Origin of the sequence: Niveispirillum sp. (assembly GCF_052437035.1) — a bacterium.
Classification (GTDB): Bacteria; Pseudomonadota; Alphaproteobacteria; order Azospirillales; family Azospirillaceae; genus Niveispirillum.
Window position 1 is genome coordinate 14718 of sequence record NZ_JBQVOH010000007.1, and the last position, 13783, is coordinate 28500.

The following is a 13783-nucleotide window of genomic DNA, read 5'->3' on the forward strand; positions in this document are numbered from 1 at the left end:
CAAGGGTAAGGGCCCAACCGGGCCACGGACCCGGACGTCTCACGCAAGCGAGGAATATCATGGCCAATGTGGCGGTCGTCGGGTCCCAATGGGGCGACGAAGGCAAGGGCAAGATCGTCGACTGGCTGTCCAGCCGGGCCGATGTCGTGGTCCGCTTCCAGGGCGGTCACAATGCCGGCCATACGCTGGTGATCAACGGCGTGGTCTATAAGCTGTCGCTGCTGCCCAGCGGCGTGGTCCGCCCCGGCAAGCTGTCGGTGATCGGCAATGGCGTCGTCGTCGATCCCTGGGCCCTGCTGAAGGAAATTGCCGCCATTCAGGAAAAGGGCGTGACGATCACGCCCGAAACCCTGCTGGTGGCCGAAAACTGCGCCCTGATCCTGCCGCTGCACAGCGCCGTGGACAAGGCGCGTGAGGAAGCGCGCGGCGTCAACAAGATCGGCACCACGGGCCGTGGCATTGGCCCGGCTTACGAGGACAAGGTCGCCCGCCGCGCGATCCGCGTCTGCGATCTGGCCGACGAGGCGGTGCTGGAGCACAAGGTCGAACAGCTGCTGTTCCACCACAATGCCCTGCTGCGCGGCCTGGGCGCCGAGGAGCTGAGCAAGGATGAGGTCCTGGCCCAGCTGCGCGAGGTGGCGCCCAAGCTGCTGCCCTATAGCGCCGTGGTCTGGAAGCGTCTGGACGAGGCCCGCCGCCAGGGCAAGCGCATCCTGTTCGAAGGGGCCCAGGGCGCCATGCTGGACGTGGATCACGGCACCTACCCGTTCGTCACCTCCTCCAACACGGTGGCCGGCAATGCCGCCGCCGGGTCGGGCATGGGTCCGGGCACGGTCGGTTATGTGCTGGGCATCACCAAGGCCTATACGACGCGCGTCGGTTCCGGCCCCTTCCCCACCGAACTGCATGACGAGATCGGGGACAAGATCGGCCAGCGCGGGCATGAGTTTGGCACCGTCACGGGCCGCAAGCGCCGCTGCGGCTGGTTCGACGCCGTCATGGTCCGCCAGGCCATCAAGACCGGCGGCATCACCGGTATCGCGCTGACCAAGCTGGACGTGCTGGACGGGTTTGACGAGCTGAAGGTCTGCACGGGTTACAAGCTGAATGGCGAGGTGATCCAGCACCTGCCCGCCGGCCAGACGGCCCAGGCGCAGGTGGAACCGATCTATGAAGTGTTCGAAGGCTGGAGCGAAAGCACCCAGGGTGCCCGCTCCTGGGCCCAGCTTCCCGCCGCCGCCATCAAATATGTACGCCGCATCGAGGAACTGATCGAGGCCCCGGTGACCTTGCTCTCCACCAGCCCCGAACGCGACGACACCATCCTGATGCGCGATCCGTTTGAGGATTGAGGGGGAAGGTCGGTCACTCCCCCCGTCATCCCGGCTTTCGCCGGGATGACGGGATAGAACATTTGGCCTGCCCACAGACTCGCCGGGTGCCTATGTGGAGTCCGCTTACCTAGGCTTCTTGCCAAGTCTCGGCACCTCCTCTATACACACCCGCTCCATCGGACGGTGCGGCCGGGCGAGAAGCCCGGGGCATGCCCACCGTCCACATGTGAAGAAGGACCGAAAATGCCCAAGTTGAAGAACCATTCGGGCGCCAAGAAGCGGTTTAAGTTCACCGCTTCGGGCAAGGTGAAGGCCCAGGCCGCCGGCAAGCGCCACGGCATGAGCAAGCGCCCCCTGAAGATGAAGCGTAACGCGCGTGGTACGTTCGTTATGTTCAAGGCCGACGGCGAGAAGATCGCTGAGAATTTCCTGCGGGTTAAGTGAGAGGACTGACCTATGGCACGCGTTAAGCGGGGCGTCACCACTCACGCCCGTCACAAGAAGATCCTGAAGCTCGCCAAGGGCTATCGTGGTCGCGGTTCCAAGTGCTATCGCGTTGCGATTGAAAAGGTCGAAAAGGCGCTTCGTTACGCCTATCGCGACCGTCGCAACAAGAAGCGCGATTTCCGCGGCCTGTGGATTCAGCGTATCAACGCCGGTGCGCGTCTGCACGGGCTGAAGTACAGCACCCTGATCCACGGCCTGAAGCGCGCTGGCATCGAACTGGACCGTAAGGTCCTGTCCGACATCGCCGCCCGCGAGCCGGAGAGCTTTAAGAGCCTGTGCGCACAGGCTGAGGCTGCTCTCAAGGCCGCCTGATTTCCGGTAACGGATCTCAGAACGGTTGCAAGTTGAAAGGGGGAGCAGGCCCGGCGGGCCCGCTCCCCCTTTTGCTTGTGCGCGACAGGCAAACGGTTTTTTGTGCTAGTCTGATCCGGTCATGCGTGACGGGAGGTTTCCATGGGCTCATTGATGATCCGCAACCTTGATGACAGCTTGATCAAGGGGCTGGAGGATCAGGCGCTGCGGTCGGGTCGGACCTTGGACCAGGAGGTGGCGCTGATCCTTAAGGATGGCGTAAGGCCCCCCCCTGTTGACCGTGCCGAGCTGTTTGCGCGCATGGATGCTTTCCGGGCATTGACGGCTGGCAGGTGTACTGTCCCGTCGGAGGTCTTGCTGCGCGAGATGAGAGATGAGCGGTAACCATTGTCATTGATGCTAGTGTTGTCATTAAGCAGCTGATTTCTGAAGACAACTCCGCTGCGACAGACCTTTCCCTGTCGTGTTGGCTATCGACCGCGACATCGCCCCGATTACTGCCGACAAGCGGCCCAGGTCGCCCCTGGGCCAACCTCGTCACCCTGCTCACCGAATTCCAACCGGGCGCTTCCGCCCCCTCCCTTTCCTGATCCGGACCCCTCATGGACACGCTCGATACGCTCAAGGCCGAAACCCTGGCCACCATCGCCTCTGCCAATGACAGCGCCGCCCTGGAAGAGGTGCGGGTTGCCGTCCTGGGCAAGAAGGGTTCCATCACTTCCCTGATGGGCGACATGCGGTCCCTGACCCCGGAGGAGCGCAAGGCCCGGGGTGCGGCGCTGAACGCCGTCAAGACCGCCGTGGAGGCCGCGATTGAGGGCCGCCGGGGCGAGTTGAAGAGCATCGAGCTGGAAAAGCGCCTGTCGGCTGAGCGGATCGACGTCACCCTGGCCCCCCGCCCCGAAACCCAGGGCCGCATCCACCCGATCAGCCAGACGGTGGATGAGATGGTCGCCATCTTCGCCGCCATGGGCTTCACCGTCGCCGAAGGTCCGGATATCGAGACGGACTTTAACAATTTCACGGCGCTCAACATCCCGCCGGAGCATCCGGCCCGTCAGATGCACGACACCTTCTATCTGCCGCCCTCGGCAGAGGGTGCTGCCCGCGTGCTGCGCACCCATACCAGCCCGGTGCAGATCCGCACCATGCTGAAGAACAAGCCGCCCATCCGCATCATCGCGCCGGGCCGCACCTATCGCTCCGACTATGACCAGACGCACACGCCCGTCTTCCACCAGATTGAAGGTCTGGTGATCGGCGAGGATATCCATATGGGCCATCTCAAAGGCTGCATCCTGGAATTCTGCCGCGCCTTCTTCCAGATCGACGATCTGCCCATCCGCTTCCGCCCCAGCTTCTTCCCCTTCACCGAACCCTCGGCAGAGGTGGATATCGGCTGCTCGCGCAAGGGCGGGGAGCTGAAGCTGGGCAACCATGGCGACTGGCTGGAAATCATGGGGTCGGGCATGGTGCATCCCAAGGTGCTGGAGAATTGCGGCATCGACAGCACCAAGTACCAGGGCTTCGCCTTCGGCATGGGGATCGAGCGCGTGGCGATGCTGAAATACGGCATCCCCGACCTGCGCTCCTTCTTTGACGCCGACCTGCGCTGGCTGCGCCATTACGGCTTCGTGCCGCTGGATCAGCCGAACCTGGCGCAGGGCCTTTCCCGCTGATATGCCGCTGATCGCGGAGTTCGACGGGATCAAGGTTCTGATGTATTATCGGGACCATGATCCTCCCCATTTCCATGTGGAGTATGGGGAGGAGGAGGCATTGCTGCGAATCGCGGATATGCAGGTTATTGCCGGGCAATTGCCGGCCCGCGTGTTGCGCCAGGTGGTCGGCTGGGCGCAGCCGCGACAGGCGGCCCTGGCACTGAACTGGGTGAAGTGCCGCAGCCATGCCGTTCCTGACCGCTTGTGAGGCTTGTCCCATGCCTGGATTGCTGCGGAATCGGATTGTTGATGTACGGGTTGCCAGCGGCACGTCTTGCCTGACCCTGACCTGGGAAAATGGACAGACCACCCGCTTCGACATGGCTCCGGTCATCGCGCAGGGCGGCGTGTTTGCGGCGCTGGCCGATCCCGAGGCATTGGCGGGCGTGAGCGTCGGACCGCGCGGTCGATCCCTGGTCTGGCCCGGCGACGTCGACATGGACGCCGATGCCCTGTGGTTCGATGCCTTCCCCGCCGACAATCCTTTCAACCAGCCGGTGGCGGCGGAGTGACATAAAGGAAACCATCACCGACGCCAGAAAATAAGTGGCGGACCTTGCCAGGAAGGTCCGCGCGCTTCATTGTGCCGCCGGCCACCGGTTTGCGGGGGGCGTGGCCTTGCCAATCCATGCGCCATCCCCCACCTGCCGGGGCCGGTGTAGCGGGAGCAAGCGATGCAAACGGGCGTGGATGAATATCACGGTGTTGACGCCGCGCGGTTCCAGATGGAAATCCAGCCGCATTATCGCCCCGCCGTGCTACGTGGTCTGGTCACCCATTGGCCCGTGGTGAAGGAGGGGCGGACCTCGCCCCAGGCGCTGGCGCAGTATCTGAAAAGCTTCGACCGTGGCGAACTGACCGAAAGCATGCTGGGGTCGCCCACCATCAAGGGCCGGTTCTTCTATCGCGATGACATGCGCGGCTTCAATTTCGAACGGCAGCAGGAAACGCTGTCCGCCGCCATCGACCGGCTGCTGGCCCATCTGGACCATCCCGTCCCGCCCGCCTTCTACACCGGTTCCGTGCCCACGGATGTAAACCTGCCGGATTTCGGGCGCGACAATGCGATGGACCTGATCCCACGCTCCACCGGCGCGCGCATCTGGATCGGCAATTCCGCCACCATCTCCACCCATTACGATCAGTCAGACAATATCGCCTGCGTGGTGGCCGGCCATCGCCGCTTCACCCTTTTCCCGCCCGAACAGCTGCCCAACCTCTATGTCGGGCCGCTGGATTATACGATGGCGGGGCAGCCTAGCAGCATGGTCGATCTGGCCAATCCGGATTTCGCCCGCTATCCCCGGTTCCGCGCGGCGCTGGATGCCGCCATTACTGTCGATCTGGAACCCGGCGACGCGATCTATATCCCCTCCATGTGGTGGCACAATGTCGTCTCCACCGGCCCGTTCAATGTGCTGGTGAATTACTGGTGGAACGATGCCAAGCCCTGGGCCGGCAACCCGTTCCAGGCCCTGGTCCATTCCATCATGGCCATGGGGGAGATGCCGGCGGAGCGGCGGGAGGTGTGGCGCGATGTCTTCGACCATTACGTCTTCCACCGCAATGGCGACCCGATGGCCCATATGGCGCCCGAACATCGCTCCGTCACCGGCCCCCTGACGCCGCGTCTGGCGCAATATATCAGGGGCTGGCTGCTGCGTTGCCTGGGCGGCTGACCCCGTCCCCATCCGCATCCCCGCAGCAGCGGCGGATCAGGGTTGCCGGCGCTGACTGCCTGCCCGGCGGCAGGACGGTCTTACCTGCGGCCCGTGGCCCGTGTTACACCCGTGGACGATATCGCCCCCCGCTGCCCGCCGGCCCGCCCGGCGGCAGGGAAGTTTGCATCAGGACCATTCCCATGAAGTTCACGCTTTCCTGGCTGAAGACGCATCTCGACACCGACGCCACGCTGGATCAGATCACCGACGCGCTGACGGCCTTAGGCCTGGAGGTGGAGGGGGTTGAGGATCGGGGTGCCGCCCTGTCGGCCTTCCGCATCGCCCATGTCGTCTCCGCCGAAAAGCACCCGAACGCTGACAAGCTGCGCCTGTGCATGGTCGATACCGGTGCGGGCGACCCGGTGCAGGTGGTTTGCGGCGCGCCCAATGCGCGGGCCGGCATCAAGGTGGTCTTCGCCTCTCCCGGCACCAAGATCCCCGTCTCTGGCGACACCCTGTCCATCGGCACCATCCGGGGCGTGGAAAGCCGGGGCATGATGTGTTCGGAGCGGGAGCTGCTGCTGTCCGACGAACATAATGGCATCATTGAGCTGCCGGAGGATGCGCCCGTGGGTGGCTCCTTCGCCGATTGGCGCGGCCTGTCCGATCCGGTGATCGAGATCGCCCTGACGCCCGACCGCGTCGATTGCGCCGGCGTGCGCGGCGTGGCCCGTGACCTCGCCGCCGCCGGCCTTGGCACGCTGAAGCCGCTGGCCGCCGCGCCCGTGACGCCCGCTTTCGACAATCCGTTGAAGGTCACGCTGGACCATCCCGGCTGCCCGCAGATCGCCTTCCGCCTGATCCGGGGCGTGAAGAACGGCCCCAGCCCGAAATGGCTGGCCGACCGGTTGCTGGCCGTGGGGCTGCGCCCGATCAGCGCGCTCGTCGATATCACCAATTATTTCAGCCTGGACCTGTGCCGCCCGCTGCACGTCTTCGACGCGGCCAAGCTGACCGGCGGCATCACCCTGCGCGCCACGGCAGACGGCGACAAACTGCTGGCCCTGAACGGCAAGGAATATACCCCGCCCGCCGGCCTGATCGGCATCTATGACGATGCCAAGATGATCTCCATGGCCGGTGTCATGGGCGGGGAGACGACGGGCGTCACCGCAGACACGACCGATGTCGTGCTGGAAGTGGCGACGTTTGAGCCGGTGCGCATTGCCGAGGCGGGCCGCGCCCTGCAACTGGACAGCGACGCCCGCTATCGGTTCGAGCGTGGCGTGGACCCGGCCAACATCCTGGAAAAGGTCGAGTTGGCCACGGCGATGATCCTGGATTTGTGCGGCGGTTCCGCCGGCGCCGTCAGCCTGACCGGCACCGAACCCGCCTGGCAGCGCACCCTGACCCTGCGCCCGGCCCGTGTGGCCGCATTGGGCGGGGTGGATGTGCCGGTCGATGAACAGGTCCGTATCCTGTCCGTCCTGGGCTTCACCGTCACCCGCCGGGATGATGGCGTGTTGGTGGCAGACGTCCCGTCCTGGCGCCGCGATGTGGAGGGCGAGGCCGATCTGGTGGAGGAGGTGTTGCGCGTCAACGGCTTCGACAAGATCCCGGCCACGCCACTGCCGCGTGAGGTCGGCACCCCCGCCCCGGCGCTCACCGCCGATCAGCGCCGCCGCTTCAACGCCCGCCGGGCCGCCGCCGAGCGCGGCTTGCTCGAGTCGGTGACATGGTCCTTCGTCGATCCCAAGGTCGCGGCCCTGTTCGATGGCGACAAGGATGAGCTGCGCCTGCTGAACCCGATCAGCGCCGATCTGGCTGTCATGCGTCCCTCCATCCTGGGCACGCTGGTCCCTGCCGCTGGCCGCAACGCCGCCAAGGGCTTCAAGGATGTCGGCCTGTTCGAGGTTGGCCCCGCCTTCCGCGACGGGTCCGAAAAGGGCCAGGATCTGGTGGTGGCCGGCGTGCGCGCCGGTGCTGCCGTCCCGCGCAACTGGTCCAAGGGTGAACGCCCCGTCGATGCCTTTGATGCCAAGGGCGATGCCTTGGCCATTCTGGAGGCTGCCGGCGCCCCCGTCGCCAACCTGCAGGTCACGCGTGATGCGCCCGGCTGGTACCATCCGGGCCGTTCGGGTGTGCTGCGCCTGGGCCCCACGATCCTGGGCCGCTTCGGTGAGCTGCATCCCGCCCTGCTGGAGGCGCTGGACGTGACCGGCCCCGTGGTGGCGTTCGAGCTGTTCCTGGATGCCGTGCCGGCGCCTAAGAAGAAGGCTGGCACTGCCAAGCCGCTGCTGGCCCTGTCGCCGTTCCAGCCCGTGGACCGTGACTTCGCCTTCCTGGTCGCCAACAGCACCGACAGCGACAAGCTGCTGAAGGCGGCAAAGGGCGCCGACAAGCTGCTGATCAGCGATGTCACCATCTTCGATATCTATGAAGGCAAGGGTGTGGAGCCGGGCTTCAAGTCGGTGGCCCTCTCGGTCACCTTGCAGCCGGTCGACAAGACCCTGACCGACAAGGAGATTGAGGATGTGGCCGCCAAGGTGGTGGCCGCTGTCGCCAAGGCCACGGGCGCCAGCTTGCGCGGCTGACCGACGTTCGGTTGCAACCGGCTTGATCGAGAAAGGGGTACCACGCAGTGGTGCCCCTTTTTTCATGGCTATTATGCCGCGACCGCATGTCAAACGCGCCGGCTTACGCAGATGACAGCCTTACATAACGTTTACGGAAGGTGGGGTAAAAGCCGCCTTTCCTATCCGGAATTTCATGACTTCATTACAGGCAGGAAACGAATTTCTTAGACAACAGATGACTTCACCCTGCACGCACCCCCATTTCACTTGCATGTGCACAATAAATAATCACCATAGATAAAATTCCATTCAAATACACATTGCACTTTTCCCAAGTCACCACCAACAAAACACCGTCACACCTCTGTCACATCCCTTGGCAAACACAGGAAAAGTGCCACTTCCCATCTGTTGCCCTCTTGGCTTGACTGTCGAAACACCGTTACAGTGCAAGAAAACAAAAATGGCGCCCCAAGCCAGTTCAGGGCGGGCAAGCCGAAAAAAGTATCGGGAGGGAACATGCGTGCGCTTAAAAATCTTCCCATCGTGTGGAAGCTGGTTCTGCCATTGCTGCTGATGGGCGTCTTGACCATCGGCACGTCGCTTTACGCCCTGTCTCAGATGGAGGCGGTGGGCGATGAATATCGCGGCATGCTGGACCGGTCGGAAAATGCCAAGGCCATCCTGAACGCGCGGGAAACCGCGACCGACCTGGGCCGCCTGGGCTACACGATGGTGGCGGAGACGGACAGCTTCATCCTGGACAGCATGCAGGACGAGATCGCCCTGAAGCGGGATGAGCTGACGGGCCATCTGGACCGCGTGGAGAAGATCCTGCCAGAGCGGAAGGCCGATATCGACGCCATTCGCGAGGATACGCGCCGCATGCTGGAAATCGTCGAACAGGCGCGCAAGCTGGCGCTGGACGGCAAAGGCTCGCAGGCCGCCGCCATCCTGATCGACCGGTTCGACATCAAGCTGACCGACGTTCTGGACAAGCTGGAAGTGACGACGGGCGATGTGCAGGCCAAGCTGGATGCCGGCAAGGAAGCCGCGCAGAGCCGGTTTGACCGCGCGCTGGCCGTCACCCTGATCGTGGGCCTGTCGGGCACGGCCATCGTGCTGGCCCTGGGTATCGCGCTGGGCATGGTCGGCATTTCCCGCCCCCTGCGCCGCATTGTGACCACCATGACCAAGCTGGCCGACGGCGACCTGTCGGTGAAGGTGTCGGGCGGCGACCGCCGGGACGAGATCGGATCCACGGCCCGCGCCCTGGCCGTATTCCAGAAGGGCATGCGTGAGGCGGAGCGGATGCGCGACGAACAGGCGGCCATGGAGGAACGGGTGGAGACGGAGAAGCGTCAGGCCCTGGTCCGTCTGGCCGATGATTTCGAAGGCAGCATGCAGGCCGTGGTCAGCGCCGTCGGCGGTGCCGCCGACCGCATGCGGGGCACCGCACAGGGCCTGAACAGCGTGGCCGATGAAACCAATCGGCAGTCCGAGGCCGTGGCCAGCGCCGCCGAACAGGCGGCAGAAAATGTGAACACGGTGGCCGCCGCCGCCGAACAGCTGACCGCGTCGATCAACGAAATCTCCCGTCGCGTGGCCGAAAGCGCCACCATCGCCCATGACGCCGTGGCCGAGGCCGAACGGTCGAACAGCACCGTCACCGGCCTGGTCGATGCCGCCCAGCGCATCGGGGAGATCGTGCGCCTGATTGGCGATATTGCAAGTCAGACAAACCTGCTGGCACTCAACGCCACCATTGAGGCGGCCCGTGCCGGAGAGGCCGGCAAGGGCTTCGCCGTCGTTGCGTCGGAGGTGAAGGCGCTGGCCACCCAGACCGCCAGGGCGACAGAGGAAATCGGCAGCCAGATCGCCACCATGCAGTCCGCCGCCGGCAATGCCGCCAATGCCATCCGGGGTGTCGGTGGCACCATCGATAAGATCAGCGATATCGTCTCCACCATCGCCACCGCCGTGGAGGAACAGGGCGCCGCCACCCGCGAGATCGCCAGCTCCGTGGCCCAGGCCGCCACCGGCACCCAGAATGTCAGCTCCACCATCGGCGAGGTCACGCGCGCCGCCGCCGAAACCGGAAGCATGGCCGGCGATGTCCTGAACGCCGCCAACGATCTGGTCGGCGAAAGTGCCGCCCTGAACCGTCAGGTGGCGCAGTTCGTGGCGAAGGTGCGGGCGGGATAAGGGGCGGAGCTGCCCTCACCCTCCTAAGCCTTCCGGCTTGGAGAAGGCATTGCCCTCACCCTCCCAAGCCTTCCGGCTTGGGCCCCTCCCTCTCCCACTTTCGTGGGCGAGGGAAGAAATTTTAGCCCCTCGCCCACGAAAGTGGGAGAGGGAGGGGCCCGTCGGCGCCAGCCGACGGGAGGGTGAGGGAACCACGAAGAAGCCCCCACCTGCGGTCACGCCACCCCGGCGACGTCATCACTTCGGACCCAACCGGAGTATCCCCATGATCCGCCGCCTGCTGCTGGCCGCCGCCCTGTTCCTGACCCCTCCCGCCCTGGCGGCACCGCAGACGCAGACGGTCAATACCGCCAATACCCAGGTCAGTTTTTCCATCCGCTATCTTCTGCTGGCCAAAGCCACGGGGCGTTTCACCGATATTGCCGGCAGTTTCAGCTTTGATCCCGACACGGATGAGCTGGGCGGCATTGATGTCACCATCACCACCGGCAGCGTCGATACCGGCAGTGCGGGGCGCGACCGCGATCTGCGGGGCGAGGATTTCTTCGCGACCGCGCAGTATCCCACCATGCGCTTCATCGGCCATCACGCCGTCCGCACCGGCCCGCATTCGGGCCGCGTATCCGGTGAACTGACATTGCGCGGGGTGACAAAACCTGTCGACCTGGATGTCACCCTGGCCGATCATCGCGCCACAGCCACCACCAGCATCAAACGCAGCGATTTCGGCATGCGCCCTGGCCTTGCCAGCCTGTTCATCGCCGACCGGGTCGATATCCGGATCGAGATCAGCGACCTGCCCGGTGCGGTCAGCCCATAGAGACCGTTACGAGACCGCCGGCGTCACGCCCTTGGGCAGCAGCAGCCAGTAACGCCCAGGGCTTTTCATCAGGCCCGCGCGCTGTTCGGCCTCGGCCCCATGGCCCCAGAACACATCGCCGCGCACAGGCCCCCGGATGGCCCCGCCCGTATCCTGCGCCACCATCAGGCGACGGATGCGGGTCTTGGCGTCCAGCGGGTCCTGCGCGTCCAGCCAGAGCGGCACGCCATAGGCGATGAAGGTCCGGTCCACAGCCAGGGAACGGCCCGGCGTCAGGGCCACGCCTTGCGCGCCCAGCGGCCCCTCCCCCTCCAGCCGGCGGAAGAAGACATAGGACGGGTTGGTGTTCATCACGGCCGCCGCCTGGGCCGGGTTCGCCTCCAGCCAGGCGCGGATCGACTGCATCGACACGTCTTCCTTGACCAGGGCGCCGCGCGCCACCAGCTCGCGCCCGATGGCGAAATAGGGCTGGCCGTTCTGCCCGTCATAGCCGATGCGGACCTGGCTGCCATCGGGCAGGGTCACGCGGCCCGACCCCTGTATCTGCAGGAAGAAGGCATCAACCGGATCATCGACATAGAGCAGTTCCAGCCCCTTGCCGTTCAGGGCGCCTGCCTCGATCGCCTTGCGGTCGGCATAGGGCTTCAGTTGCCCATCGACCACCCGGCCTGCAATGCGCTCGCCCTTCAGGTTGGGCCGGAATTCGCCCAGTTCCACCATCACCAGATCGGCGGGGCGCTTGTAAAGCGGGGTCTGGTACTTGCCCTGGCGCTTGAACGAACCGCGCAGCGAGCTTTCGTAATAGCCCGTGAATAGGCCCTCTGCCTCGCCATTGTCGGTCGCGGCCCAGGGCTGAAACAGGCTTTCGACGGCACGGCGCAGGGCCACATGGTCGCCCGCCGGCAGTTTGGCGATGGCCGCGCAGGGGCCGATCCAGTCGCTGATCCGGCCCATCATGCCATCGGGGCCCAGCGCGCGATCACCCGGCTGCTTCACCAGCCGGTCACAGCTTTTCAGCAGGGCGGGCAGCGCGTCGGCCGTGCGGTCGACAGACCAGCCGGACAGATCGCTGAAACTGGCGGGACGCAGGGTCAGGCGGGCGGCAGGTTTCTCCGCCTCTGCCGGGGCCACCGGGGCGCCGGGCACCTTGGCCGGTTGCGAGGCACAGCCGGCCAGCAGGCCGATGGCGAAAAGGGCGGCAAGGGAGCGAAGGCGCATTGGCAATCCATGGGGCGGACATGGAAAGGGCGCCCGACAAGGGGCGCCCCGGAAGGACGGGCGGCGGAACGGCATCAACCGCCGCTGCGGGTTTCAGACAGGTGCCAGTTCGGGTCGCTGGCACGGGTATTGCGGCTGAAGGTCCAGATATCGACCACTTCCTCGGGCCGCGCCTCATCCCCGTCGACGATATTGCCATCGGCGTCGCGCGTGACATGGGTCTGGCGGGTGGTGAAGGTGATGGTGCAATGGGCCGTGCGACCATCCAGACGCGCCGCCGACAGGTCCACCGCCTCGAACGAATGGATACGGCTGTCCAGCGTCTCACCCGCCGCCTGCCGGTCGCGGATGGCGGCGGCAAAGCGGTCATAGACATCATCGGCCAGCAGCGGGCGCAGCGTGGGCGTGTCACCCTCGGCATAGGCCTTGACGATCATCTCGAAGGCGGCCTTGGCACCCTGCAGGAAGGTGCGCTCGTTGAAATTGGGATCGGCGGCGCGGATCAGGCGCAGCCCATCTTCCAGCGAGACGGGACCGGACGGGTCCGGCAGGTCGGGCATATCGGCGGCGGGGCCGCGACCGGGCAGCTGGATGACATTGTCACCCTCCACCGTCGGGCCGGTGGCGCCATTATTGTCGCGCGGGGTGAATGGGTTGGGGCGTTCACGCTCCTCCCCATGCTTGCGGCCAAGCACGTTGCGAAGGCGATAGATGAAGAACGCCGCCACCATCGCGAAAATCAGAATTTCCAGCCAGACGGAGCCGCCGCCCATCGCATCACCCATTTCTGCCCTTGCGCCCGACCGGGTATGAACACCATTTGATGCGGGTGGCACCCTCTCGCCATCCGCCCGCCGGGGCGTTAATTTATGAAAGCCTGTCCGTTAGATAGGCTCTCAATCGACAAAGAGCAAGGACAGCCATGCGTTTCCTCCTTCCGTTGCTGCTGCTTCCGCTGCTGGAAATTGCCGGTTTCGCCTGGGTCGGGTCCCAATTGGGGGCAATTACCACCGTGTTGCTGGTGGTTCTGTCGGGCGTGATCGGCGTTCTGCTGCTGCAACGCACGGGCCTGGAGAGCGTGCGCCGCGCCCAGGTGGGCCTGCGCACAGGCGAGACGGAGCCGATGCGGCAGATGTTCGGCGGGCTGTGCACGGCCTTTTCCGCCATTCTGTTCCTGATCCCCGGCTTCATCACCGACATCCTGGCCCTGATCCTGTTCCTGCCCCCGGTGCGCAATGCGCTCCTGGCCCGCATGACCATCTTCATGCAGGTGAACGGCCAGACGGTCCGCTCGCGCCCGTCGCCGCGCGGCGGCAATCCCGTGATCGATGTCGAGTATGAGGATGTGTCGCGGCCCGGCAGCGGCGATCAGGCGGGCGACCTGCCCCCGCCCGACAGCAAGTGGCGCCCGCCGGGCGCGTGAGGGAAA

14 protein-coding genes are annotated in these 13783 nt (G+C 65.1%); 12 read left to right on the forward strand and 2 right to left on the reverse strand.

Translation table 11 applies throughout. From position 1 onward, the window contains the following. Window positions 1–59: 59 nt before the first annotated feature. The 11 genes from ACT6Q8_RS17145 (at window position 60) to ACT6Q8_RS17195 (ending at window position 11136) form a co-directional block, all read left to right on the forward strand. Entirely contained in the window at window positions 60–1352 is a 1293-nt protein-coding gene (locus tag ACT6Q8_RS17145; RefSeq protein ID WP_054167895.1) for an adenylosuccinate synthase, read from the forward strand. A 225-nt stretch (window positions 1353–1577) separates the two neighbouring features. Next, window positions 1578–1778, forward strand: a complete 201-nt coding sequence (rpmI, locus tag ACT6Q8_RS17150) for a 50S ribosomal protein L35 (RefSeq protein ID WP_029012316.1) — start codon at window positions 1578–1580, stop codon at window positions 1776–1778. Window positions 1779–1790: 12 nt separating this feature from the next. Then, window positions 1791–2153 carry a 50S ribosomal protein L20 gene (gene rplT / locus ACT6Q8_RS17155; RefSeq protein WP_054167896.1) on the forward strand — a complete coding sequence of 121 codons (363 nt, stop codon included), beginning with the start codon at window positions 1791–1793 and terminating at the stop codon, window positions 2151–2153. A 141-nt stretch (window positions 2154–2294) separates the two neighbouring features. Continuing rightward, the gene (locus ACT6Q8_RS17160) at window positions 2295–2537 is read left to right on the forward strand and encodes a FitA-like ribbon-helix-helix domain-containing protein (RefSeq protein WP_444739411.1); all 243 of its coding nucleotides are present in this window, start codon (window positions 2295–2297) and stop codon (window positions 2535–2537) included. Between the two features lie 218 nt (window positions 2538–2755). Next, window positions 2756–3832, forward strand: a complete 1077-nt coding sequence (gene pheS / locus ACT6Q8_RS17165; RefSeq protein ID WP_444733593.1) for a phenylalanine--tRNA ligase subunit alpha — start codon at window positions 2756–2758, stop codon at window positions 3830–3832. A gap of 1 nt (window position 3833) precedes the next feature. After that, entirely contained in the window at window positions 3834–4082 is a 249-nt protein-coding gene (locus ACT6Q8_RS17170) for a DUF4160 domain-containing protein (protein WP_054167900.1), read from the forward strand. Window positions 4083–4092: 10 nt separating this feature from the next. After that, on the forward strand, window positions 4093–4386 hold the full coding sequence (locus ACT6Q8_RS17175) for a DUF2442 domain-containing protein (protein WP_444733592.1): 294 nt from the start codon (window positions 4093–4095) through the stop codon (window positions 4384–4386). A gap of 162 nt (window positions 4387–4548) precedes the next feature. Next, window positions 4549–5553, forward strand: a complete 1005-nt coding sequence (locus ACT6Q8_RS17180) for a cupin-like domain-containing protein (RefSeq protein WP_444733591.1) — start codon at window positions 4549–4551, stop codon at window positions 5551–5553. A 182-nt stretch (window positions 5554–5735) separates the two neighbouring features. Continuing rightward, window positions 5736–8129 (forward strand): phenylalanine--tRNA ligase subunit beta, encoded by a 2394-nt coding sequence (gene pheT, locus ACT6Q8_RS17185; protein WP_444733590.1) that lies wholly within the window; start codon window positions 5736–5738, stop codon window positions 8127–8129. Between the two features lie 501 nt (window positions 8130–8630). After that, the gene (locus ACT6Q8_RS17190; protein ID WP_444733589.1) at window positions 8631–10316 is read left to right on the forward strand and encodes a methyl-accepting chemotaxis protein; all 1686 of its coding nucleotides are present in this window, start codon (window positions 8631–8633) and stop codon (window positions 10314–10316) included. 265 nt (window positions 10317–10581) lie between these two features. Then, entirely contained in the window at window positions 10582–11136 is a 555-nt protein-coding gene (locus ACT6Q8_RS17195; protein WP_054167905.1) for a YceI family protein, read from the forward strand. 6 nt (window positions 11137–11142) lie between these two features. Here ACT6Q8_RS17195 and mltA read toward each other — a convergent pair whose 3' ends face one another. Then, window positions 11143–12354, reverse strand: coding sequence for a murein transglycosylase A (gene mltA / locus ACT6Q8_RS17200; RefSeq protein ID WP_054167906.1), 1212 nt, complete (start codon window positions 12352–12354; stop codon window positions 11143–11145). A gap of 74 nt (window positions 12355–12428) precedes the next feature. Beyond that, window positions 12429–13139 carry a Tim44/TimA family putative adaptor protein gene (locus ACT6Q8_RS17205; RefSeq protein ID WP_444733588.1) on the reverse strand — a complete coding sequence of 237 codons (711 nt, stop codon included), beginning with the start codon at window positions 13137–13139 and terminating at the stop codon, window positions 12429–12431. Window positions 13140–13276: 137 nt separating this feature from the next. On the opposite strand from ACT6Q8_RS17205, the gene ACT6Q8_RS17210 reads away from it, so the two are divergent. Further along, complete coding sequence (locus tag ACT6Q8_RS17210; protein WP_054167907.1) at window positions 13277–13777, forward strand: FxsA family protein; 501 nt, start codon at window positions 13277–13279, stop codon at window positions 13775–13777. The last annotated feature ends 6 nt before the right edge of the window (window positions 13778–13783 follow it).

Bases quoted from the DNA above. Each gene is read 5' to 3' on its own strand.
- pheS (WP_444733593.1), top strand. From the start codon at position 2,756: ATGGACACGCTCGATACGCTCAAGGCCGAAACCCTGGCCACCATCGCC.
- ACT6Q8_RS17170 (WP_054167900.1), top strand. From the start codon at position 3,834: ATGCCGCTGATCGCGGAGTTCGACGGGATCAAGGTTCTGATGTATTAT.
- ACT6Q8_RS17190 (WP_444733589.1), top strand. From the start codon at position 8,631: ATGCGTGCGCTTAAAAATCTTCCCATCGTGTGGAAGCTGGTTCTGCCA.
- ACT6Q8_RS17160 (WP_444739411.1), top strand. From the start codon at position 2,295: ATGGGCTCATTGATGATCCGCAACCTTGATGACAGCTTGATCAAGGGG.
- ACT6Q8_RS17180 (WP_444733591.1), top strand. From the start codon at position 4,549: ATGCAAACGGGCGTGGATGAATATCACGGTGTTGACGCCGCGCGGTTC.
- ACT6Q8_RS17145 (WP_054167895.1), top strand. From the start codon at position 60: ATGGCCAATGTGGCGGTCGTCGGGTCCCAATGGGGCGACGAAGGCAAG.
- ACT6Q8_RS17210 (WP_054167907.1), top strand. From the start codon at position 13,277: ATGCGTTTCCTCCTTCCGTTGCTGCTGCTTCCGCTGCTGGAAATTGCC.
- rplT (WP_054167896.1), top strand. From the start codon at position 1,791: ATGGCACGCGTTAAGCGGGGCGTCACCACTCACGCCCGTCACAAGAAG.
- rpmI (WP_029012316.1), top strand. From the start codon at position 1,578: ATGCCCAAGTTGAAGAACCATTCGGGCGCCAAGAAGCGGTTTAAGTTC.
- ACT6Q8_RS17195 (WP_054167905.1), top strand. From the start codon at position 10,582: ATGATCCGCCGCCTGCTGCTGGCCGCCGCCCTGTTCCTGACCCCTCCC.
- ACT6Q8_RS17205 (WP_444733588.1), bottom strand. From the start codon at position 13,139: ATGGGTGATGCGATGGGCGGCGGCTCCGTCTGGCTGGAAATTCTGATT.
- ACT6Q8_RS17175 (WP_444733592.1), top strand. From the start codon at position 4,093: ATGCCTGGATTGCTGCGGAATCGGATTGTTGATGTACGGGTTGCCAGC.
- pheT (WP_444733590.1), top strand. From the start codon at position 5,736: ATGAAGTTCACGCTTTCCTGGCTGAAGACGCATCTCGACACCGACGCC.
- mltA (WP_054167906.1), bottom strand. From the start codon at position 12,354: ATGCGCCTTCGCTCCCTTGCCGCCCTTTTCGCCATCGGCCTGCTGGCC.